The sequence below is a fragment of the Acidobacteriota bacterium genome, from assembly GCA_030949985.1.
Taxonomy (GTDB): Bacteria; Acidobacteriota; Polarisedimenticolia; order J045; family J045; genus JALTMS01.
This window is the reverse complement of the sequence record JAUZRX010000025.1, coordinates 1-24,002: the sequence shown is the minus strand read 5'-3', so window position 1 is coordinate 24,002 and position 24,002 is coordinate 1. Positions and strand designations below refer to the sequence as shown.

Below are 24,002 nucleotides of genomic sequence, written 5' to 3'. Positions count from 1 at the left end.
GCCGGTCAGTCGTTGCGGAAACGAATTTCCGGAATTTCCGCGGGTTCGTCGCGAACCTCCGCCACGGGTCTTTCCACCGGAGTCTGCTCGAGAAACGAGCGCAGCACAAACTTGAGTTCCGGCGAGAGCACGGTGATTTCGAGGCCTTCGGTGATTTTCTTGAAACAGCAGGCCCGGCCCTTGCGATCGTGGGTCTCACCAGGGCGACGGTAGTAGAACTTGCTGTTGCCGCACTCGTTGTTCCAGCAGAACTTGCCGTAGGGCACGGTGTCGGGACAGAGATACTGCAGGCAGCGCAGCAAAGTGTTGTTCGCGGGCACTTCGGCCCGGCGACCGAGAATCCAGATCGGGATCAGGCGGTCATACTCGTTGAGGTAGTCGTGCACGAAAGGGCTCCCTTGCCGGTCGGCTGCGGGGAAAAATATAGACGCGGGCGACCGGAATCCGCCACTGCCGGGACTCTCAGCCCTCCAGCCAGACGGCAATCTCGTCCAGGCTCTTGCGTTGAATGTCCGGCACCCGGCAATCCGGAGCCGGGTAGCCCACCGGAAAGAGGATGATCGCCCGCTCGTTTTCCGGTCGGCCCAGAATCGTTCGCAGAAAGCCCATGGGGGATGGGGTGTGAGTCAAAGTGGCCAGGCCCATGCGGTGAATCGCCGCGATGAACAGGCCGCAGGCCAGCCCCACGCTCTCCCGAACGTAGTAGTTCTTCAGACGGCGGCCGTCCTCGCCTTCCCGCCAGACCTGCTCGAAGGCCACCACCAGCCAAGGGACGGTTTCGAGGTAGGGCTTGTGGGCATCGGTTCCCAGGGGGCGCAGGGCCTCCTTCCATGCGGGAGGCATGCGACCGCCTTCGTAGCTGCGCCGCTCTTCTTCCTCGGCGGCCAGGCGAATCCGGCGCTTGAGCGCCGGGTCACTGACCGCGACAAAGGTCCAGGGCTGCATGTGAGCCCCCGACGGGGCCGTACCGGCGGTGGCGATGGCCAGTTCGATCAGCCGCCGGGGCACCGGATCAGGCGCGAAGGCGCGTACGCTGCGGCGCCGCCGGCAGTGCTCATAGTACTCGCGGGCCCGCCGCTCCATTTCGTCGGGGGGAAAGTGCGGTGGGCGGTAGTCCACCATCGGAGGGCCGTCGTTCATCAGCCGATCGCGGAAATCAGGCCTTGAACATCATCAGCAGCATCTTGAAACGCTGCTTGGCATGGACCGCGTGGGGAATATCCGCCGGCATGAGCACCATCTCGCCGGTGGAAACCTCGATGGGTCGGCCGCCGATGACCACCTCGACACTGCCTTCGAGCACCTGCACGTAGGCGTCGAAGGGAGCGGAGTGTTCGCTGAGCGCCTGCCCCTTGTCGAAGGCGAAGACGGTCATTGTGCCGGCCTTGGTCTTGCGCAGGGTGCGGCTGACGATCGCGCCTTCTCCGTAATCCACCAGGCTCGCCAGGGCCACGGCTTGGGACGGGGGAAAGGCGTTGTCGGACTGGGACTTGTCGCTCATGGTCGGGTCGTCCTCCGGCTTGCGACGGCGGCTCAGCTCGCCGCGGCCGCCCGGCGCCGGGCATCGTGCCGGCGCAGCGTGGCGTAGAAACGATGGGCGAAGATCTTGCGCATGGCGGCCATCTTGGCTTCCTTCAGCGCAAAACGCCGGCGTACCGAACGGGGCGCCAGCCAGCGCGACTCCCACGGTAGCATGACCAGGGAGACATTGACGTTGGGAGCCACAGCGATGGGCAGGCCCTGCTCCATGCAGGCTTCGTATTGGCGGCGGAAGACCGGCACCATCTCTTCGAGTTTCGGTGGCGGCAGATGTTCGTAGTCGGTGCCCTTGAGAGGCCTGAAGACGCAAACCGTGGGGATCGCCCCCACCGAGGTGATCCAGTCGATGGCCTTGATCGACCACTCCGGCGGCTCGAGCCCGGCGATGATCTCTCCGTTGCTGACCCACGGGTCGAAATCCAGCTTGCCGCCTCGACCGAGGCGGGCGTTGTATTCCACGGCCTGGAGATAGCGCTCGAGGCCGTACTTTTCGGCCTTTCCCGGGCAGACCTTCGAGAAGTGCTCGGGGTGGAAGAGTTCGAAGCAGAAGGAGACCCGGTTGACTCCCAACTGCTTGAGCCGGTCGTAGCGGCTGAGGTCCGAGTGGGGCGGAGTCTGTACGCCGATCAGGCAGCCGGTGGCCTTCTTCACGGCCTCGATGTAGGGCTCGAGGATGTCCAGGTAGGTCTCCCCCGTGTAGTGGCCGGTGTTGAAGTCGATGTAGGTGATGTCCGACTCGTCCCGCGCGGCGGCCACGACCTCCAGCACCTCCTGCACCCGCTTTTCTTCCGCGTCGTCCGAACCGAGGTTCAGGCCCACCGAACAGAACTTGCAGTTGCTCGGCGAGTCCTCCGTCCAGTACTCGCAGACCTTGGAGGGATAGACCCCCAGGTAGGTGCCCTGGAGGGTGCCCACCTGGGGCATGGGCTTGCCGGTGCTGGTCTTGCGGTCGTACCAGGAGGGCCGGGGGGCGAGAGTGATCCGGCAGATGGGCTCTTGCCCCTTGTCGATCCAGATCTCGCCGTTCTCCCGGCGGCGCACCACGTAGGGTGAGTGGCGCACGAAGCGCTCGGTGACCGGAATGTTGGTCCACAGGTTGTCCGGCAGGATCGCCTCGAGGCCGGACCCCAGGCCGGCGCGGGTGCGGAGAATGGGGCGTCCGCCCTCGTCGGTCACCTGCAGGGAGTCGTCGATGTGGGCTCCCTTGCAGTAGAGGTCGAGCTTGAGCAGGCCGGGGTTCTTGCGCAGGTCGGTTTCCATCGCTGAAAGGTCCTCGCGGATCGTTCCCGGGGGCGAAGATCCCCCGGGCCGAAACTAATCTACTGCGCACCAGGCTTTCCCGAAAACAGGAAACCATGCTCCAGATTGATTCCGGCCCGGATCGGCAGCTTGCGGTCAGGGACAACCGCCCGCGATCCGGCCTACGCCGGGGTGTCCATCGTCGCTTTCCTCCCCCTCGGGACTCAGGGCCGTGACCAGGTAGGCGAAGGCCTGGCTCACCGGGGGAGTCTCGGGGTCGCCGCCGGTCCACACCGGCGTGTCATTCGCGGTACGGTGGACGCAGGTGAAATCGCCGGTCCCGGGGCGCAGCGCCCGGTAGATCCGGTAGCGGGTCACGGGGTGGCCGGTCTCGAAGGCCAGATCCTCCCAGGTCCAGTCGTCGCCCAGCAGGAAGGGGGTCCCCGCCCCGGGAGCGGAGACCACCAGGTCCGTGAAAAGGGGGAGGATCTTGAGCACTTTTCCCGCCTGGTGCACCAGGTACACCTCGCCTCGACCGTCCCGGCCGAAGCTGGAGAGGTTGCCCGGCAACTGGGAGCCGGGGTCGAGAGCGGCGGAATGATCCTGGGGATCGGTGGCGGTCCCATCGGCGTAGAGGAACGAGCGCACCCACCCGCTGCAGTAGTCGCCGTAGAAGTAGCGCCCCTCGAGGCCCGGCAGGCGGCAACCCCGGTAGACCACTCCCCCGGTGACCGAGCACCCCTCGGAGTGGGGGTACTCCAGTGCCGGCAAGACCAGCGACGGGTCGCCGCAATCGGGAGAGCCGCCGCAGGAGATCCCGGCCGGATCGCAGTCGCCCGAGCCGTCGACGAAACAGTGGCTGCCTTCCATCGACCGCCAGCCGTAGTTGCCGCCTGCCGCCTGGGCGGCGGGTGTCACATTGACCTCTTCCCAGCAGCTCTGGCCCACGTCCGCGATGTAGAAGTCGCCGGTCAGGGGATCCAGATCGTTGCGCCACGGGTTGCGCAACCCCCAGGCGAAGATTTCGTCGCAGGCGCCGCCGCCCCCGTCGGCCAGGGGGTTGTCGGAGGGCACGCCATAGTCGGCCGCATCCAGGGGGCAGTCCGGCGCCAGTGGCGCGGGATCCACGTTCTTCACATCGATGCGCAGGATCTTGCCCAGCAGGTTCGTGGTGTCCTGCCCGTTGCCGCACAGGCCGTGGTTGTCGCCGCCGCCGCCGCCGTCACCGGTGGCGATGTAGAGCATGCCGTCGGCGCCGAACAGGAGCTGCCCGCCGTTGTGGTTCGACTCGGGCTGCCGGAAGCGCAGCACCCGCTGCTCGCTTGCGGGGTCCGCCACGTCCGGGTCGAGATCCGAGACGCTGAAACGGGCGACCACGGTGTAGAACGGGCCGAAGAACGGCGATTCGCTCTCGGTGTAGTTGACCCAGAAAAAGCCCGTGGCGGCGAAGTCGGGGTCAAAAGCCAGGCCCAGCAGACCCTGCTCGTTGCCCAGGCTGAAGACCCGGTCGCGGATGTCGAGAAACGTCGCCACCTGCTGGGGCCCGTCACCCCGGTGGTGGATCCAGATCCGTCCATCCTGGCCGACGATGAAGAGCCGGTCGGTGTCCGCCGCGGGCGCGGTCACGAGAAGCAGGCGGCTGAGCCGGGTGGTGTCGTCCACCAGGGCGACGGTTTTCAGGCCGCTGTGCTGGACCGGGGCGACGCCGTCACAGGCACCCTGGGCCTCGGTCCTGGGAGCGTCGAAGGCCAGCAGCAGGCCTGCGAGAAGGGGCAGGGCGGACAGGCGGGGTCGGTGCATTTGGGCGCTCCGGGAAAAGACAGGCTAAATTACACTACCTTGGCGGTCCATTATTACCGTCCCCCGCCAGGAAGTACGGGGGTGGCCCGGAGTTGTCCACGAGGATCCAGGAGTTTTACATCCCGCGAGCCTGCGGGTGGGCCCGCCACCCGGCTCGAAACCAAGGATGAGCGAATACATGACGAATATCCCGCGGCCGAGTTCGGCGGACACCAGCCAGGGCGGCGTCCGTCTCCTGCTCCAAGGCATCGATTTCGTCGGCAACATGTGGTTCGGCGTGACAGTGATGACGCTGATCCTGGTTTACTGCTGGGTCGGTTCCGCCGGCACCTATCCCTTCGAATGGTTCCCGCGGCAGACTTTCGAGAAGACCGAGATGGAGTGGTTCACCTGGTGGCCTTTTCTCACCCTGGTGGGCCTGCTCTGCCTGTCGTTGAGCTGCGCGACCCTGCGCAAGATTCCCTTCAACCTGCCCAACCTCGGCACCTGGTCCGCCCACCTCGGTATCCTGGTGCTGGTCCTGGGCTGCGGCATCTACTACTCCCAGAAGCTGGAGGGAGACATCGCTGTCTACCGGCGCCAGGCCATCGTGCAGGTGGAGGACGGCGAACCGGCGAGCCTGGTGCTGCGGCCCGGCGAGCAGGTGGTGGTCCGGGGATCGAGCCGGGCTTACCGGGTGCGGGTGGCGACCCTCAATCCCGCCTACGAACTGCTCACCGGCGATGACAAGGGCAAGAAGACTTACGCCGCCCAGCTCGATTTCGCGCCCCTGGGGGGGGACGGTGAGCGCTTCATTCGCCAGCTTCTGGTGGGCTATCCCCAGTACACCGAGGACGTGGTTCCGGGCCGGGGGCGGGCGATCAAGACACTGGGCAGGAAACTGGTGGACGAGTCCGTCCAGGCACGACTCGAATATGCCCCCACCGATTTGCTCACCCTGCACGATCGACCCGCGATTTACGCCCGCCTGGCCGGTGGGCAGGAGTGGATCCAGTACCCGGTCAAGGGCTTGCCTCGCTACCACGAGTTCATGGCCGCCCCCGGCGACGCGGTGGTTGCGGACGGGGAGCCCCTGCCGCGAACCGGCCGCCTCGCCATCGACCTGCGGGCCGAGAACGATAGCGCCCCGGGAGTGAGCCTGAGGGTCCTCGGTTTCCTGCCCTTCGCCCACATGCAGCAGCGCTGGACGGCCGGCGGAGACCGTTTCGACCCCTACCTGCGCTTCACGCTCCGCGCCGGGAGCGCCGAGATGTCCGACTTCATGCTGGCCAACGATCCCCAGCGGAGCCGGCTCTCCATCGACGAGGGACTGCTGGCGGTGAGTTTCAAGTGGATCAGCGACCCGGACGCCCTGGCGGCGCTGATCGACCCCACCGGCGTGCCTCGACTGCGGGTCACCGTCAAGGGGCGGGGAGTCTCCCAGGACGTGCCCCTCGACGAGGCCGCGGCGGGCCCCGTGGAAATCGCCGGCACCCCGTACCGGGTGCAACTGGCCCAGCTCTACAGCAATTGGAGCCTGGCCAACTCCCGCGAGCCGGCCCAGATGGCGGTGGTGCAAGTCGAGCGCGGAGAACAGCGCTTTCTCCGGGCGGTGGTCGCTCCCAAGGTCGAGCTGTCCCAGGATCTGACCGACAACGGTCACATGCGGGGCGGGCTGGTCGATGACCGGATCCACATCGAATTGCTCGATTTGATCGAGACGGGAATCGTGATCGTCGGCGGCCCCCTGGGCCTGCACGTGGTGGTTGTCGGTGAAGACGGCCGGGTGGAGCATCACGAGGCCGCTGTCGGTCAGGCCGTGGATCTCGCCGGTGGCCAGATGCAGCTCGTCGTGCACGAGTTGAGCGCTCATTCCCGCCCGGTGCGCGTGCCGGTGGTGATTCCTCGAGACGCGCGGGATCTCAAGGCCGGCTCCTACTACTCCATGGTCCAGCTCGAAATCGGTGAAGGGCAGAGCACGCGCCGCGTCTGGCTCGACTACAGCCACTATCCTCACCCGAGTCGGGCCGGCTACTATCCGCGCCTGGTGCAACTGGGGGATGGCCGTCGGATGGAGTTTCTCTTCTCCCGGGAGAGTCTCCACCTGGGTACGCCGATCGCGCTCGAAGATTTTCGGCTGGAGGTGTATCCGGGCGGCACACGGGAGCGCGATTACATCTCCCGTATCCGTTTTCTCGAAGACGGAAAGTGGTCCGAGATCCATGAAGTGCGATCCAATCAACCCACCGAGCACGACGGCTGGTGGCTCTTCCAGGCCACGTGGGATCCGCCGGCTCCCGAGAGGAATTACGCGGGCATGAATTACACGGGTCTGGGGGTTGGGAATCGCCACGGGGTGGGCGTGATGCTTTTCGGCAGCCTGATGACGGTCTTCGGTGTCCTCTGGGCCTTCTATTTCAAGCCCGTGCTGTTGCTGCGGCGGCGGGAAGAAAGCCGCGCCGTGCGCAAGGGGATGTCCGGCGTGGCTGCGGCGCTGGCCCTGGTGGCGTTGCTCGGTGGGCTTTCGACGGCCAGGGCGGGGGAGCTTTCCGTCAGTCGTGATTTCCAGGAGGCTCTCGATCTCGAGGCCTTCCGGGCCGCCGCGGCCCAGGAGGGGGGACGGGTCAAGACCATCGACTCGCTGGCCCGGGAAAAGCTGAAGTACGTCAACCCGCGCCTGACGGCTCGGGTCGATCCGCTGATCTGGTACCTGGACCTGGTGCTGGTGCCCGAACACTATGTCGACGCCACGGTGATCCGGATCAAGAACAAGGCCTTGCGCCAGCGCCTGGCGCAGGGGATTCGCTCGGTGGTGCCCGCGTCGCGTCGCGAGGGTCTGATCGCCGACGAGGCCCTTTCCAAGTTGATCGACGACGGTCTGGTCTCGCCACGCTTCCTCGACCACCAGGCGGTGCGTTCGGTGATGGAGCAGCTCGAGGCCGACCTGCGCCAGACCGGCAAGGCCGTCTCCCAGGTGCGCAATGCGCGGGCGCTGGCCGACTCACGGGTGTTGCGTTCCCTGCTGCGGGTCGTGCCACCGCCCGGGGGTGGCGAACTCGATCCCTGGTTCACCCTCGACAGTGCCATCAGCGGAGGAGCCCCCGCGGACTCGATTCACGCCGGTATGGGCGTCGGCGGAGTTCCGGGCCTCGATCCGGAACTCGCCAGGAAACTGCGCGACGCCTGGACCCGGCTGGAGAAAAGCTGGCGCTTTCAGGACGCGGAGCAGGCCAACGAGGCCCTGAGCGATCTGGCCGCCACGTTCCGGGCCGTCAATCCCACTCTCTATCCCGACGATGCGCGCCTGGGCTGGGAGCTGTGGTACTACAAGCACAACAAGCTCACCGCCGGCTGGCTGATCTACTTCTTCGCGATTCCCCTGTTGCTGATGGCCTTTCTCTACGGCTTCCGCTGGGCGCGCCTGGCGGGGATGGGCTTGTTTCTCCTCGGCTTTGCCGTGCACACCTTCTCGATCTTTCTCCGATGGTGGCTGGCGGGGAGAATCCCCAACGCCAACATGTTCGAGGCGGTGATCGCGTCGGCATGGTTCGGCGGGGTGGTGGCGCTGGTCCTCGAATGGGTGCTCAGGCGGCAGCGGCTGCGCCTGCTGCCCGCATTGTGCGCGTCGGCCTATGCCATGGTGGCGATGATGTTCGGCAACTTCATGACGGTGACCTTGAGCAGTGATATCACCACCGTGATGCCGGTCCTCGATCGCACGATCTGGCTCTACATCCATACCAACGTGGTCATCGCCTCCTACGCGCTGATCTTCTTCGCCTCGGTCACCGCGGTGCTCTACCTGGTTTTCCGTGGACTCCATCGTTTCGCGCCGGGTTTGCTCGGCAGTCAATGGGGTCCCACCATCTTCGCCCGCGGCGGTGCTTCTTCGGTGATTCTCGGGCGCCAGCGCCTGGAGGAAAACGCCGGTCTGGCGCGCACCCTCGACGGGGCGACGATGGTCTTCCTCGAGGTGGCCTTCATCGCCTTGTGGGTCGGCACCGTGCTGGGTGCCGTCTGGGCCGACGTTTCCTGGGGCCGGCCCTGGGGCTGGGATCCGAAGGAGGTCTTCGCCCTCAATACCTGGCTGGTCTTCCTGGTTTTGCTGCACGTGCGGATCAAGGTGCAGGACAAGGCCCTGTGGACGGCGATCCTGGCCGTGGTCGGTTGCGCGGTGATGATTTTCAACTGGGTCGCGGTGAACTTCGTGATCGTCGGTTTGCACAGCTACGCTTGAACTTCGCTGCACGTGAAAGGGACGCCGGAAACCCGGCGTCCCTGTTCGCGTTTGCCGTTCTAGAAGCGTTTGCCGACCAGGGCCATGAAGCGCGAGTACCGACCGGTCTCGTCCTCGAGGATCGGATCGTCGTCCTGGTAGTCGGTCCACAGCAGCGAGAGTTCGACGCCCCAGCCGCCGGCCCCGCGGTAACGGGTTCCGAGCGTCAGATCGAGGCGATTGACATCCACGTTGGAGTAGCCGGCCACCGGTGTCCAGTCTCGGAGAAGGGCTTCGTAGTCGGCGAGGTCGAAGATCACCGCTCCGGAGCCATCGGTCAGCGGATCGGGAATCACGCCCTGCATCGACCATGTCTCCATTTCGGCCTGGAGGTCGATGTAGGTCGCTCCGGCGAAGAACTCGGTGCGCTCGCCGAGGGGTGTTCCGATCTCGAGGGAGAGGTTCGTGGTGGTCGTTTCAAACGTCGTGCTGTTTTGATCCCTGCCAAACTGGCGGGAAGAAAGGCCGGCGGCTCACCCGCCCATCAGGGGAATGCAGATATGCGTCTCCTGATCCTCCTTGAGGTATTGGGCCGAGGCGACAGTGTAGATCCGCGGGCTTGGAGCCCACCACAGCAGCGCGCCGAGGTCGGTCGACGAGGACTCCCAGTCGCTGACCTGCGTCTGGTCGTTGGTCCGTTTCTGCCGTTTGGCCTGCAAGGTCAGCGAGCTGTTCTCCAGGGGTGAGAGCGTCACGCTGGCCCGCAGGGTGAGGCGATCGGTGGGCTGATTGGTCAGGTTGGCGAAGCGCAGCGCATAGAGCTGGTAGTACTGGTAGGAATTCCAGGGGAACACGAAGGGATCGGCGGGGTCCGTTCCCGCCGTCCGGCAACCGCCGTCGACGTTGGTGAAGGGGTCGTCGGCGCTGTACCACTCCACGGCGGCCTGGTAGCGGTTTTTCTTCTCGCCCAGGGTGCCGCGCAGGCGTAGGGCGAGGGTGTTTTCAGTGGTCCTGGTGGAGCCCCCGTCGTTGACCGCATAGTTCTCACGATCGGTGGTGCGGCTCTTGAGGCTGACCTGGAGCCGATGCCGGCGGTCCTTGCCGAGGCGGTAGATCAGGTCGGCACCCGCGGTGAGGACTTTGCGGTCCACCGCGCTGCGGCGGATGCGGTAGTCGTCCGGATTCCAGCGCAACTCGTCGGGGCCCAGGTTGCCGTCCACGTTGTCGGCACCGTAGACGTCGGCGTAGGTGTCCCCGGCCTGGGGGCCGGCCAGGGCGACGTTCTCGGTCAGGGTTATGGCGGCATCGTCGGAGTCGATCTTTTCGTAGCGGCCCCGGATCCGGACCTTCGTTCGTTCCCCGGACCGGTGGACCCAGCGCGCCATGGCGGAGGTGTAGTCCAGGTCGTAGCCCGTGCCTACGCCTCCGCGGTTCAGGTTCGCCTTGCTGCTGACCGTGTACTTCGCAACGGCTCCGTCCAGGTGATCCCGGTTGCCGTTCCAGAAAGCGGTGAGCACGTGGGAGTCCCGCTCGAACTCGGTGCTCACCGCCACCGCGCCCTCGTACCAGGCCGGCGTTCCGTCGGGCAGGACGCCGAACTGCACCCGGTTGCCGAAGACCGGAAGCGGCGCGCCGGACGGGGTGACTTTCGAAGGATGGTGAGCCGGGTCGAACCAGCGGGTGTCGTCGGCGGAGTCATCGCTGTATTCCCTCTGGGTGTACGAGTATTTCACTCCCCAGTTGCTCCGCAGGTACCCGGCTTCCAGGGTCAGGTCGTCGAGTTGCTCGTCGATGCCGACCCCCTGGCCGACGATATGGCAGCTGTAACAGTGATCCGTGGAACGGTGCTGGCGGGTCCCTTCGCGCCAGACGCTGCGGGTTTTGAGGGCGAGTTCCCAGGCGGGAGAGTTTTTGGGCCGCCAGATCAGGGCGGCGTGAGCCTGGTTGAATTCTTCGCGATAGAGGTTGCCCGCATCGAGATCGGTGTGCTGAACGATCTTGCCTTCACCATCCCAGCCTTCCAGGTTGGCCAGCGGATCGTGAGGCAGATGGTGCTCGAAGACGGTGTGGTCGGCCTCGAGGCGCAGCGAAGGGGAGAAGTCGAGGACCAACCCGTAGTCCTGTTCCCCGGAGTCGAGGTAGAGCAGGTCGAGGGCCATGTTCGACGTCTCTCCGAAGGCGGTGCTCCACCAACCGGCGACCACGGCGCTGCTGGAGGTGCTCTCGAACTCGGCGGCCCGGTTGAGCGAGTCGTCGGTGTTCACGGACCGGACACCGACGGCGACCTCGCCGACGCCGCTCTCGCCGGCCGCGCAAGGCAGCACGCCGATTCCAGCGAGCGTCGCGAGGAGGATCAGGGAGATTCTCTTCGACATCATCGGTCCTCCTCTACCGGGTCATGGCTCGGCCGCCACCGGAGATACCGGCGGAGGGAGTATCGGAGCCATGAACGGCGGAATGGCACTGGGTGCACTTGGTCAGGAACGAGCGTTGCATGCCGTAGGCACCGTAGATGTTGGAGACGGTGATCTGGCGCAGCCCCGAGGTCGGGTCGCTGACCGTCCCGAAGGTCATCCCGGCCACCGGTTCGGTGTCCGCGGAGCCTTCCGTTCCACCGAGTCCGGCGTGGAAATGGGCTTCGTGGCATTGGAGGCAGAGGAAGGGTTCGGTCTGGACGAGCAGGTTGTCCGCCGGTCCGCCATGAGGGTCGTGGCAGATCATGCAGTCTTCCTCGACCGGTTCGTGCTGGAAGACATGGGGCCCCTGCATGGCGGCATGGCAGTCCAGGCAGAGGTCGTTCTTGCGGAAGCGTGTCCTGAGCAATCCCTCGGTCATGCCGTGGGGATCATGGCAGGACCCGCAGGTCAGGCGACCTTCGCCGAGAGGGTGATGGGAGGGCATCCGCGTCCTGACCAGTACCTCGCCGTGGCAGTGGGCACAGCTCGCGTAAGGATCGCCTCCGTGGCGCCGGCCCAGCCCCGGAGAGGGCTCGTCGCCGAGGTCATGGATGCTGTGGCAGTCGAGGCAGCTCACCCCGGCGATGGCGTGTTCGCCCGCCTGCCAGGCGCCCATGCCGTTGCGGGAGGCGTGGCAGCCGAGACAGAGTTCGGCGTCCGCCTCACGCTCCTTGCCCGGGAAGGATCGGATCCGCGTCGGGTCGGCCTCCTCCATGTGCTGCTCGGCGGGGCCATGGCAGGCCGAGCAGGCGCCGGCCGGGTCGAGACCCGGCTCGGTCGCCAGTTTCCCATGGGGGGAGCTTTCAAACGAGGCGACGATCTGGTCGTGGCAGGCTGTGCACGGAGTTGCGGCTGGATCACCGGCACGGCTCGGGGGCGCCAACGACCACAAGGCCAGGCACAGCGCCAGGCTCGCGGTGGTGGACAGGTGGCGTTTCATGGACTCCTCCTCCCTGCGCACGTTCGCCGTGCGCCAAGGCCCCCGCGGGGGGGGACTTTTGCCGAATGATGGGGACAGGACGGCGCGAGACTTTCCCGATTCGCGAGACCGGCAGGCGGTCACCGGAAGCCGAGAGTCACGGGGAAGGGGGGGATCCCGCCGGGAGCCCGCCGCGCTCTCGGCTCAGCCGGGGGAGACCCGGAAGCAAGAGGCTGGAAGCATCGCCGTCCTCCATGGCTGACCAGTAAGTCAAATGGGGCGGAGGGAACATAACGGACCGCGGCGGTCTGGTCAATGGCTAACTTGACAGAAAGTTTGTTGAGTTTATGCTCACTAAAGTGGCTGCCAAGGCTGGGATCGGGCCGTGGCAAGTGCTAGCATTCCCTCCCCCGCGCCGTGGGGACGACAGTTCAAGGAGGAGTGACGCCGTGAAGAAGATCGTTGTTCTGCTGCTGCTGGCCGGTCTGGCCGGGTTCTGGGCGTTGGCCGCGGATGTTCCGGCGGGCAAGGAAGTTCTCAAGTTGCAGGCCAAGATGGGAACCGTCACCTTCAAGCACAAGGAGCATGCGGCGAGGGCCGGCAACTGCAAGGTCTGCCATCACAAGCTCGAGGAAGGGGCTACCCCCAGGGCCTGCAGCGAGTGCCACGACAGGAAGGTCGTCAAGGACGAGGCTCCCAAGCTGAAGAACGCCTTGCACAAGACTTGTGGCGACTGCCACGCCAGCCGCCAGGAGGCGGGTGAGAAGGCCGGCCCGTTGACGGCGATGAAGGCCAAGCAGTGTAAAAAGTGCCATGTCAGGTAGCCGCTGAGACAACCGTTGCCAGAGGCTTTGGGGACGCCCGTGGGCGTCCCCTCTTGATGCCTGCGTCCCGTTTTGCGGTATAACTCAACTTCATCGGCCTGTTTTGTTCGTTTGACGCCTTACGCGGGGGGGCCTAATATGACCCCCTTACTGACGGGTTAGTGTTCGTGCGGGCAAAGCTGCCTGAGAGCGAGGTCAAGGTGAGCTGGTTGGTCGAGGCGATCAAGGCCTTCATTCGTCTGCTCTCCAAGAGCAGGGTCTCCCAGGGCGGCGCCATCCTGGTGACGGTGCTCTTTCCTGCCCTGCTGCTCGGGTGCCTGCTCGATCTGTCCGGTGTTCTGGGCAATCCCTACTTCGGCTTCATGGTCTACCTGGTCATGGGGCCGCTCTTCATTCTGGGCCTGCTGGCGATCGCCGTCGGGCTGCTTTTCTTCCGGCGCAAGGACACGGGGCCCACCGACACTTACTTCTTCTTCCGCAAGCAACTCGAATCCCCCCAGAGCTTCCGGAGGATGCAGTGGGTGGTGATGATCATCGGGGCGTTGACGGTGATCAACGTGGTGGTGGTGGCTCTCTTCTCCTACACGGGCTTCCACTACACCGAGTCCGTCGCCTTTTGCGGCGAGTTTTGCCACAGTGTGATGCAGCCGGAGTACAGTGCCTACAGCCGTTCGCCCCATTCCCGGGTCAAGTGCGTCGAGTGTCACATCGGTGAAGGCGCCAAGTGGTTCGCCAAGTCCAAGCTTTCCGGTGCGCGCCAGTTCCTGGCCGTGGCCCTGAATACCTATTCGCGCCCGATCGAAACGCCGATCCGAGGGCTGCGGCCGGCGCGGGACACCTGCGAGGAATGTCACCGGCCCGAGTTTTTCTTTGGTGAGAAACTCTACGTCAAGCACAAGTTCCTGCCCGATCAAGAGAACACCGCCGTCAAGACTGTGCTCCTGATGAAGATCGGGTCGGGAGGCGGTGAAGGACACCACCCCCACGGTATCCACTGGCATGTCTCGGAGGAAGCCAAGATCGACTACCGGCATGCCGACTGGAAACGGGAGCAGATCTTTGAAGTCACGATGACCGACGAACAGGGTCAGACGACTGTCTTCCGCTCCGGGGAGGATCCCGAGATCACCGAGGACGGGGCGCCCTGGAGCCGGACCATGGATTGCGTCGACTGTCACAACCGGCCGACGCACATCTACCTCAGCGCCGAGGAAGCTCTCGATCAGAAGCTCTTCTCCGGGCACATCCCCAAAGAGCTGCCCTTCATCAAGCGCCAGGGCCTCGAGGCCCTGGCCGGCGACTTCGGCTCTACCGAGGAGGCTCTCGCCGGGATCGAAAAGACCCTGCGGGAGTGGTACAGCGAGAACTACGCCGGCTTGGTGGAGGAAAGGCCCGATCTGCTGGACAAGGCGATCGCCGGGGTGCAGGAAGCTTTTGCCGAGAATGTCTTTCCCGAGATGGGTATCACCTGGGGGACCTACAAGAGCCACCTGGGCCACCCCGATTTCATGGGGGGGTGCTTCCGCTGTCACGACGACGAACACAGCGCCGAAGATGGACGAACGATTTCGGGCGATTGTGATCTTTGTCATGTCATCCTGGCAGAGGACGAGCCGGATCCGGAGATTCTCGGCCTGCTCCAGAACGCCGAATAGCCGGAGAGCCAACCAGGAGGAGGGGAGGCGACGTGTCGCTGGGATGCTTACTGGCTAATTACTTATTCTTCATTCCGGGGAACTGCTCCCTCCCGTACCCGTTTTGCGCATCCGGCGCTTGAAGAGGAAAGCTACGATGCCTGCGAGCCGCGTCCGTCCTTCGCGTCGTCTTCCCGGGCTGCCGGTGTGGGCCGTCGCCGTCCTGGCGATGTTCACCTGTCTGCCGGCAAGCCTTCCCGTCACGGCCCAGGAGAACGACGAGTGCCTGATTTGCCACGAGGATTCCGACCTGACCGGTGAGCGCAACGGCAGGGAGATCAGCGTCTGGGTCGACCAGGAGGCCTTCGCCGCCTCGGTCCATGGCGACCTGCAATGCATTGACTGTCACGGGGACCTCGAAGGCATCGACATGGAGCATGACGAGGATGTCGAAGCCGTCGATTGCTCCATCTGTCATGACGAGCAGGCCTCCGACCACGCGATATCGCTCCATGGCCGCGCCATCACCAGGGGAGACCGCCTGGCTCCCGGCTGCACCACCTGCCACGGGCACCATGACATTCTGCCGCATACCGACCCCGGCTCCCCCACCGCGACGATGAACATCCCGCTGCTTTGCGGTCGCTGCCACCACGAGGGGTCACCGGTATCGCTGACCCACGACATTCCCCAGGAAAGGATCCTCGAAAACTACTCGCTCTCGATTCATGGGGAGGGGTTGTTCAAGAAGGGGCTGACCGTTACTGCTGTCTGCACTTCCTGCCATACCTCCCACAAGATCCTTGAGCATTCCGATCCCCGTTCGAGTATCAATCGCAAGAACGTGGCGGCGACCTGTACCCGTTGCCACAGCCGGATCGAGGAGGTGCATGTCAAGGTGATCGAGGGCCGGTTGTGGGAGGAGCAGCCCCACGTGATCCCATCGTGCGTGGAATGCCACAGCCCCCACAAGATCCGGCGTGTCCGAGACACCCCCGGGGGTGCGGCCAACGTGGATTGTCTGCAATGCCACTCTGACCCCTCCCTGACGATGGAGCGGGATGGAAAAACGGTCTCTCTCTATGTCGACGAGCAGGCCTACAATGCTTCGACGCATTCTGGGGTCGGCTGCGCCCAATGCCACACCGGGGTTCGCACATCCCTGCGCCGTCCATGCTCGGCGCTGCAGCCCGATGCCAGGGTCGACTGCGCGATCTGCCACGCCCAGACCGTTCGAGACTACGCTTCGAGCACGCACGGGCGGCTCCAGGCCAAGGGAGACCCTGACGCGCCCGGTTGCCTCGACTGCCACGAGAAGCACAGCACCCAGAGCCACCAGCTCCCCTCTTCACGGACCTATCCGCGGAACATTCCCCAGCTCTGCGCGGGCTGTCACCGGGAAGGAGAAAAGGCCGCTCGGCGGATCGACGCCGACGTGGACGATATCGTCGGCAGCTACGTGATGAGCATTCACGGCAAGGGGCTGGTGGAAAGCGGGTTGGTGGTTTCGGCGACCTGCACCGACTGTCACACGGCGCACCATTCCCTGCCTCCGGAAGATGAGAATTCCACTGTCAACCACGAGAACATTGCCGACACCTGCGGCCATTGCCACAACGGCATCGAGGAAATCTTCCTGGCGAGTATCCATTCGCCGCTGGTTTCCGACCGGCCGAGTGAAGAGCTGCCGACCTGCGAGGACTGCCACACCTCTCACTCGATCTCGCGGACCGACCTGGACGACTTCCGCACGCGGATGATCGTGCAGTGCGGCCGTTGCCACGAGGACGAATCGGAGACCTTCTTCGAAACCATCCACGGCAAGGTCTCGCGCCTCGGTGATGTCGCCGCGGCCAAGTGCTATGACTGCCACGGGACCCACAACATCCTGCCGATCGACGATCCCGACTCGACTCTCAGCCACAAGAACATCGTCGAGACCTGCGGGCAATGTCACACGGGCGCCCATCGGCAGTTTGCCGGCTACCTGACCCACGCGACCCACCATGACAAGAAGAAGTATCCCTACTTGTTCTACTCCTTCTGGTTCATGACGACGCTCCTGGTGGGAACACTGAGCTTCTTCGTGGTGCACACCCTGGCCTGGCTCTACCGCCTGTGGCGAACCCGGGAAGTCTGGCGGCCTCACAAGAGCGCGACCGGGCAGCAGAAGCTTTACCGGCGCTTTACCCGGACCCAGCGCACGATGCACCTGATCATGTTGCTGACTTTCTTCACCCTCGCGCTGACAGGCATGACACTGAAGTTCTCCTACATGGAATGGGCGCAGTTCGTCTCTCGTGTGCTGGGAGGCTTCGAGATCATGTCGGCCTTGCACCGGGTCGCCGCCGTTACGCTGCTGATTCTCTTCGCGGTGCACTTGCTGCACGTGCGCAGGATGAAGAAGGAATCGGGCAAGAGCTGGCTGCGTTTCATCTTCTCGCCCGATGGCATGATGATCATGCCCAAGGACATCGTGCAGTTCTGGGGCTCCATCAAGTGGTTCCTCGGGCTGGGGCCGCGGCCGCGTTTCGGTCGCTGGACCTACTGGGAGAAGTTCGACTACTTCGCCGTTTTCTGGGGCGTGTTCATCATCGGTTCGACGGGGTTGATATTGTGGTTTCCTGAAGTCTTCACCTGGATTCTGCCGGGCTGGTCGGTCAACGTCGCGACGATCATCCACAGCGACGAGGCCCTGCTGGCGGTGGCGTTCATCTTCACGATTCACTTTTTCAATACCCACTTCCGCCCGGATAAATTTCCGATGGACATGGTGATTTTCACGGGGCGCGTGACCCTCGAAGAACTCAAGCACGACAAGCCCGAAGAGTACGAGGCCCTGGTCAGGGGGAAGACCCCCGAGGAGATCGAAGCGATGCTTGTCGATCCCTTCCCGGCGCCGGCCGAGCGGGGCTTCAGGGCTTTTGGTTTCGTGGCCCTGACAATCGGCCTGACCCTGATTCTGCTGATCGCCTACACCATGCTCTTCGGCTACCGCTAGCCGAACGGCCGGTGGGCGGCGCGGGGTGCACGCCCCGGCAGGGAAATCCGGGGCGGGCGAAATGACGGGACCTTGACCCTTGCCGGACTCCGGTCTAGGCTCCGGCGGTAGGCATGGTATTACCGACAGGTAAATAAGGAGAAGGCGATGTTTTCTTCCTCGTCAAACAGGTTCCTGGGGCTGAGCGCCGGCTTGGCGCTGGTGCTTGGCGCGGTGGGTTGCGGCGGCACCGAGCAGGCTCCCGCGCCGCCCCCGAGCCCACAGCACGTTGCGATGTTTCAACCCCTGCCGGAAGTGATGGAGTCGGCGACGAACCCGATCACCGATGAGAAGATCAACCTGGGCCGGAAGCTCTACTACGACACCAGGCTTTCGAAAAACCAGGACATTTCGTGCAACACCTGCCACTTGCTCGATCAGTGGGGTGTGGACGGCAAGCCCACCTCCGCCGGGCATGGCGGCCAGCTCGGCCCTCGCAACAGTCCCACGGTGTACAACGCCGCGGGGCACATCGCCCAGTTCTGGGACGGCCGCGAGCCCGACGTGGAGGCCCAGGCCAAGGGGCCGATTCTCAACCCGGTAGAGATGGCCATGCCTTCGGAGGAGGCGGTGGTGCGTGTGCTCAAGAGCATCCCCGGCTACGTCGAGGAATTCGCCGCCGCCTTTCCGGGCGAGGACGACCCGGTCACCTACGACAACCTGGCCAAGGCCATCGGCGCCTTCGAGCGCAAGCTGGTGACTCCCAGTCGCTTCGACGCCTACCTCAAGGGAGACGGCGGGGCCCTGACGGCCACCGAGCGCCGCGGTCTGGACAAGTTCATCGAGGTCGGTTGTACGACCTGTCACATGGGCCCCTACCTGGGCGGCAACCTCTTCCAGAAGATGGGACTGGTCGAGCCCTACCCCACCGAAGACGAGGGTCGCTTCGCGGTGACGGGTAACGAGGCGGAGAAGTTCTTCTTCAAGGTTCCCAGCCTGCGGAACGTGGAGAAGACGGGGCCCTACATGCACGATGGATCCCTCGAGTCTCTCGATGAAGTCGTGGCCATCATGGGCCGTTACCAGCTGGGCAAGACGATCAAGCCCGACGAGGTGATGGATATCGTCGCCTTTCTCAAGAGCCTGACCGGTGATCTGCCGATGGAGTACATCGCGCAGCCGGAGTTGCCGGCTTCAGGGCCCGACACCCCCGGGCCGGATCCCAGCTGATCCGGACGATTCGAGTCTTCCGGCGCCGGCGGGCGGCCTTCGCGGGTCGCCCGCCGGTTTTTCCCTGCCCGGCCGGCTTGCTCCGGGTGGGCGGGGATGCGCTACCCTTTCCGGCATGACCTCGCGCCGCTTCAGAACCGGCAGCGTCCTGGCCGACTGGCGTCGGCGATTTCGAGACGCCGACGACGAGCAGGCCGTCGGGCGGGCCACGAAGGAGATGCTCGCCCTGCTGGTGGCCGGCCGGCTCGATCCCGCGGCGGGCCTCGAGCTGCTCGTCGACCTGCTTCAGCATCCCAGGCAGGCTCCGGCGGTGGCCGCCGGGCTGGACCTCGAGCTGGTGCTCGAGCTGGGGCGTGGGCTTGCCCGCGGCACGCGGGACGACCCTACGGCCGCCGCCCTGCGTCAGGGCGCGTGGCATTGGCTCGACCTGCTGCGCCGGCCGGCCCTGCTGCGCCGCATCGAACCGGAGCAACGCGAGCGCTGGATGCGGAGCATCCTCGAGGTCGTCGAAGCCTCGGGGTTCACTCTCGCCCGGATGTTGCAGCAGCGGGCGGCCTGCCTGGGGGCGCGGACCTGGCTGCAGGATCCCGCCCGGGGTGCCCGGGGAAGAGTTTCCTGGATCGAGGCGGCCGGCCGTGTCGACCATCTCGCTCGCGGCCTGCTGGCTCTGCGCCGGGATCTGCCCGACGGTCCGGTGGCGATCTTCGCCGACAACTGTATGGAAATGGCGCTGGTCGACCTGGCCTGTCTGACCACCGGCGTGGTGGACGTGATGATCCCGTCTCACACCACCGGCGAGGATCTGGCCTATCTCCTCGAAACCTTCGCCATCACGACCGTCTTCGTCTCGACTCCCGATCAACTGCAGCGTGTGCGTGGTGCGGCCTCCAACCTGCCGAAGGGGGGCCGGATCGTCACCTTCTTCGACGTGGATGCGACGCCCCGGTCCGCGGTGCTCTCCCTGGCGGAGTTGTCGGCCCGCGCCGGCGAGGTCGGCAGCGAACGACTCGAACAGTGCCGCGAGGCGATGGAGCTATCGGCGCTGGCGACCATCATGGTGACCTCCGGGACCACGGGCCGGCCCAAGGGGATCCGCTTTTCCCAGCTCAACCTGGTGAGCAAGCGCTTCGCCCGGGCCCTGGCCTTGCCCGAGATCGGCGACCACGATTCCTTTCTTTGCTACCTGCCTCTCTTTCACACCTTCGGCCGCTTTCTGGAACTGCTCGGCACCCTGTTCTGGGGCGCCGGCTATACCTTCCTCAGGGATCCTTCCCGGGAGAGCCTCCTCGAGGCGTTCAGTGCGACGAATCCCTCGGTCTTCATCAGCATTCCCAAGAAATGGTTGCAGTTGCACGAGGAGATCTCCCGCCGCGTCGATCTGGAGAAAGCCACCGATGGCGAGATACTCGCCGCCACGCGCGCGGTGGTGGGATCGCGTCTGCGCTGGGGGCTGTCGGCAGCGGGTTACCTGCCTCCGGAAGTCTTTCGCTTCTTCCAGCGCCAGGGGATCGAGCTGATGAGCGGCTTCGGCATGACCGAGGCCACAGGCGGCATCACCATGACTCCTCCGGGAGGCTACCGGGACGAGAGTCTCGGCCTGCCCCTGCCGGGGATCGAGTTGCGCCTGGATGACGATGGCGAGCTGTTGATGCGTGGGCCCTACGTGATGCAGGGCTACGTGGAGACCGACGAGACCGACAGTGGCGTGGACCCCGATGGCTGGGTCCGCACCGGTGACCTGATGGAGCGGGACGCTGACGGCTTCTATCGCATCATCGATCGCAAGAAGGAGATCTACAAGAACATCAAGGGCGAAACCATCGCGCCCCAGAAGATTGAGAACCTCTTCCGTGATTTCGACGCCGTTTCCCGAGTCTTCCTCGTCGGTGATCACCGGGAGTTCAACACCGTTCTCATCGTGCCCAACGAGAAGGTCGAAGACATCGATTTGCCGGCGATGAGTGAAGCCGAGCGGCTGGCCTACTTCCGCTCACTGGTGGTTTCGGTCAACCGCTTTCTTGCTCCCTTCGAACGCATCGTGGACTTTGCGCTCCTCGACCGGGATTTCAGCGCCGACCGGGGCGAACTGACCGCGAAGGGGACCTTCTGCCGGAAGGTGATCGCGGCCCACTTCGCCGAGGTGATCGAGGGGCTCTATCGCCGGGCCACCTTTCGCACCCAGGCCGACGGGCCGGTGGTGGATTTTCCGAACTGGCTCTACCAGGTGCTGGGGCTGACAGCCAGCGACATCCGGGTGGAGGACGGTGCCCTGGTTTGCATTCCCACCGGTCAGCGCCTGCCAGTGCAGGTCGTTGCCGAAGCCCCGGGGCGGCTGCGGGTCGGTTCGTGCATCTACCGCTTCAGCGGTCGCCATCTGGACTTGGGAGCGATGGTTTCCGCGCCGGCTCTCTGGCTTGGGAACGAGCAGCTCGTGGCCTTCGCGCGGGTCGATGCCGCAGGCGAGATTCGACGTCGCCGGCCCCCTCGGCAGATCGAGGTCTTTGCACGGGCCGAGCCTTACCATGTTTCCCGGGAGGAAGAACGGCGCATCCGCCACGCTCTCGAAGAGGACGACCTTTCCCTGGCGATGGTCGACCTGGCCGCACGGATGCTGGGGTCGGAGGACGAGCGCCATGCGATTCAGGGAATCCGCCTGCTGGAGAAAATCCTGTCCCGGGGGGAAGGTGCCCTGTTCGGCGAGGCCCTGACGATTCTGCGTACGGCGGCTCGCTCCAGCTCGGCCATCATCCGCCGCCGGGCCTTCCTCGCGCTGTTCGCCACCGAACAACCTTCCCGGGCCGTGGAGACGATCGACTCCTTTCTCGAGCACGAGGGCCTGCTGGACGACGCCACCATCGCCCGCCTGGCGGCCTGCACGACCTCGAAAGAGATGCTCGAGGCCCTGGTCGAGGCCTGCCGTCGGCTGATGGAAGCTCCCCGCGGCGACCGCCGAACATCCACCCGCCGCCTGGTGCCGATGCTCAACCTCCTGGCCGAGTACGGTGCGGCTCATCCCGGTTCCTACAAGCGCCTGCGCGCGGCCCTGGCTCGCATGCGCGCCTTTTGCCCCAGGGCCGAGGACCGGGAGATGGCCCGCCTGGCGGAGGAAAGGATGCAGGAGGGGTTTCGGCGCTGGCTCGGCCCGCCCACCCGCATCGCTGTCGATCCGGAAACCGGCGGTGAGTACCGCTGGGAGGACGTGATCACCTTCGAGGAAGAAATGAACGCCTCGGACCGCAGTCGACTGCTGGGCCTGATTTGCGGGACGAACTTCGTTCGCGAGGCGGTTTTCCTTTTCACGGGCCAGATCATCCGCCTTTCCGATATCCCCCTCGGCGGCATGTGGGTCAGCTTACTTGGAGAAAAATACGGCAAGGCGGTCTATCGGCTGACGATCCACACCCGGGTCCAGGGTGCCTACGACGTGGCGATCAATGTCAATCGCACCTTGCCGGCGGACAAGATCGCCGAGGAGATTCTCTGGCTGCTGGTGACCGGAGAGCGGGCCGGGGGACATCGTTTGGTGGAGGACTTCGGCGGCTACTGGAGGCAGTACGATTCCTGGAGCGAGGAGTTCATCTCCGGCGAGACGATGAACCGCTTCATCGGCCGACTCGGGCGCCAGCGCACGGAAGACGCCGAGGAGCGTCTGCGGGCGATCTGGCCCTTTCTCGTCTGGTCCGGAGCCGAGGCCTACTTCGATTTCTGGAATCGCACCCGGCGGCGCTTCGTGGTGGCCGATCCGGCGGACTACAACGTGATCGTGCCGACCCACGACTTCCAGGTGGGTCCGCGCATCGTCTCGGTGGCCTCCCGGGTGGCCTTCACGTCACTGGGGGACTATCTGGAGATTCTCTGGCGCCGCATCGTCGAGCCGACCGAGAAGAGCTACCCGGCCCTTGCAGCCGTGGCCCGGCGGGAGTTACTGCTTTCCGCCCTGCTCGAGGTGACCGGCGTGCGAGACGGTCTGGCGCTGCTCGAGGAGACCCGGGATCTACCCCAGCGCTGGAAGCAGGTCGTCGAGGCCTTCACCGGGCATGTCGCCCGGCGAGGTTTCCTGCCCAAGCGGCTCTACTTCGCCATTGCGCGCTATCACCGGTGGGCCGATCTGGCGCAGGGGGCCACGCCCCAGGCTCGGGCGCGCATGATCCAGGACCTCTTCGATACCTACAACATCGCCAGCTTGCTCGATCGCTACCCCGAGGCGAGGGTCCGCTTTTTCCGCGAGACGGTTTTCTCCCATGCTCCCGCGGCCCTGCGCGATGCTCTCGACGAGGTGATCGCGGACCTGGTTCGGGCCCCCCTCGAGGGAGACGAGGTGGTCGATCGGCTCAGCGCCCTGCGCGACACGGTGGAACAAGGATCGGAAGAAGAGTACTTTCTCACGCGCCTGAGCTATCCTCACCTGCGTCCCGGTGACACTGCCGAGCTGGTCTTCTCCGACGCCGCCGGCCGCCGCCATGCAGACGTGGTGGTGGTGATGGAAGACACGGAAGGGCGACCCTTCCGGGTCCGCCATCCGGTCAATCCGCGAGAGGTGGGCAAACTGCACAAGCTCTTCCTCGCCGCGCGGCTGGAGGTGACTTTCCGTCCCGAGCATCACTTCCTCGTCGCGCTCAATCATCGCAGCGACCTTGTGGGGGGGCTGTTCTACGAGATCGACGAAGGCGAACGCAGCGCCCACCTGGAGAAAATCGTTGTCATCGATCACTTGCGCAAGCACGGGATTTCCGATGGCCTGATGAACGAACTGTTCAACCGGCTGCGTGCCCAGGGTATCCGCACCGTGACAACGGGTTTCTTCCGGCCGAGCTACTTTTATCGCTTTGGTTTCCGTATCGAGAAGGGCTACGCCGGCCTGGTCAAGGACCTCCTCGCCGAGCGCAACGAGTCCGACGCCCTGCAGAATCTGTAGGGGCGTCGGCCCGCGCGTCCCGCCCGCTGCCGGGGACGATCCTGCAGGGGGCCTACTGCTGGATGCGTACGCGGACGGAAATCGGCGTTCTTTCCGGGCCCTTCGCGGTTACTGGATCCCCGCGGCCTGTTCGAGCATGTCGGTGGTGACCGACTTGGGACGCTCGATGGGATAGCCCAGGGCCCGGTCCCAGACGATGTTCGCCAGTACACCGATGGCCCGGCCCACGCCGAAGAGCACGGTGTAGAAGTCGTACTCCTTGACGCCGTAG

At 65.0% G+C, this 24,002-nt stretch carries 15 protein-coding genes; 6 read left to right on the top strand and 9 right to left on the bottom strand.

Translation table 11 applies throughout. The features are described from left to right. Positions 1-5 precede the first annotated feature (5 nt). The 5 genes from Q9Q40_07565 to Q9Q40_07545 form a co-directional block, all read right to left on the bottom strand. Positions 6-386 (bottom strand): hypothetical protein, encoded by a 381-nt coding sequence (locus Q9Q40_07565; GenBank protein MDQ7007074.1) that lies wholly within the window; start codon positions 384-386, stop codon positions 6-8. Between the two features lie 76 nt (positions 387-462). Next, positions 463-1,140 (bottom strand): nitroreductase family protein, encoded by a 678-nt coding sequence (locus tag Q9Q40_07560; GenBank protein ID MDQ7007073.1) that lies wholly within the window; start codon positions 1,138-1,140, stop codon positions 463-465. Positions 1,141-1,156: 16 nt separating this feature from the next. Next, positions 1,157-1,501, bottom strand: coding sequence for a cupin domain-containing protein (locus Q9Q40_07555; protein ID MDQ7007072.1), 345 nt, complete (start codon positions 1,499-1,501; stop codon positions 1,157-1,159). A gap of 32 nt (positions 1,502-1,533) precedes the next feature. After that, positions 1,534-2,799, bottom strand: a complete 1,266-nt coding sequence (locus Q9Q40_07550; protein ID MDQ7007071.1) for a hypothetical protein — start codon at positions 2,797-2,799, stop codon at positions 1,534-1,536. A gap of 135 nt (positions 2,800-2,934) precedes the next feature. After that, positions 2,935-4,578, bottom strand: a complete 1,644-nt coding sequence (locus Q9Q40_07545; GenBank protein MDQ7007070.1) for a PQQ-dependent sugar dehydrogenase — start codon at positions 4,576-4,578, stop codon at positions 2,935-2,937. A gap of 178 nt (positions 4,579-4,756) precedes the next feature. On the opposite strand from Q9Q40_07545, the gene ccsA reads away from it, so the two are divergent. Then, entirely contained in the window at positions 4,757-8,794 is a 4,038-nt protein-coding gene (gene ccsA, locus Q9Q40_07540) for a cytochrome c biogenesis protein CcsA (GenBank protein ID MDQ7007069.1), read from the top strand. Positions 8,795-8,853: 59 nt separating this feature from the next. Here ccsA and Q9Q40_07535 read toward each other — a convergent pair whose 3' ends face one another. From Q9Q40_07535 to Q9Q40_07525, 3 genes are all read right to left on the bottom strand, one after another. Next, entirely contained in the window at positions 8,854-9,138 is a 285-nt protein-coding gene (locus tag Q9Q40_07535; GenBank protein ID MDQ7007068.1) for a hypothetical protein, read from the bottom strand. Positions 9,139-9,306: 168 nt separating this feature from the next. Then, entirely contained in the window at positions 9,307-11,151 is a 1,845-nt protein-coding gene (locus Q9Q40_07530; protein MDQ7007067.1) for a GSU2204 family CXXCH-containing (seleno)protein, read from the bottom strand. A 10-nt stretch (positions 11,152-11,161) separates the two neighbouring features. Next, positions 11,162-12,169 (bottom strand): DmsE family decaheme c-type cytochrome, encoded by a 1,008-nt coding sequence (locus Q9Q40_07525; protein MDQ7007066.1) that lies wholly within the window; start codon positions 12,167-12,169, stop codon positions 11,162-11,164. 428 nt (positions 12,170-12,597) lie between these two features. Between Q9Q40_07525 and Q9Q40_07520 the strand changes: the two genes are divergently transcribed. The 5 genes from Q9Q40_07520 to Q9Q40_07500 all read left to right on the top strand — a co-directional run bounded on the left by Q9Q40_07520 (position 12,598) and on the right by Q9Q40_07500 (position 23,731). Then, complete coding sequence (locus Q9Q40_07520) at positions 12,598-12,972, top strand: cytochrome c3 family protein (GenBank protein MDQ7007065.1); 375 nt, start codon at positions 12,598-12,600, stop codon at positions 12,970-12,972. 200 nt (positions 12,973-13,172) lie between these two features. After that, positions 13,173-14,627 carry a NapC/NirT family cytochrome c gene (locus Q9Q40_07515; GenBank protein ID MDQ7007064.1) on the top strand — a complete coding sequence of 485 codons (1,455 nt, stop codon included), beginning with the start codon at positions 13,173-13,175 and terminating at the stop codon, positions 14,625-14,627. A 136-nt stretch (positions 14,628-14,763) separates the two neighbouring features. Further along, positions 14,764-17,607: a cytochrome c3 family protein gene (locus tag Q9Q40_07510; protein MDQ7007063.1), complete on the top strand. Its 2,844-nt coding sequence runs from the start codon at positions 14,764-14,766 to the stop codon at positions 17,605-17,607. A 147-nt stretch (positions 17,608-17,754) separates the two neighbouring features. Then, positions 17,755-18,816 (top strand): cytochrome-c peroxidase, encoded by a 1,062-nt coding sequence (locus tag Q9Q40_07505; protein MDQ7007062.1) that lies wholly within the window; start codon positions 17,755-17,757, stop codon positions 18,814-18,816. A 115-nt stretch (positions 18,817-18,931) separates the two neighbouring features. Next, positions 18,932-23,731 (top strand): AMP-binding protein, encoded by a 4,800-nt coding sequence (locus tag Q9Q40_07500; protein MDQ7007061.1) that lies wholly within the window; start codon positions 18,932-18,934, stop codon positions 23,729-23,731. A gap of 108 nt (positions 23,732-23,839) precedes the next feature. Here the strand turns inward: Q9Q40_07500 and Q9Q40_07495 are convergent. Continuing rightward, positions 23,840-24,002, bottom strand: a 163-nt coding sequence (locus Q9Q40_07495) for a citrate/2-methylcitrate synthase (protein ID MDQ7007060.1), incomplete at its 5' end; no start/stop codon positions are given.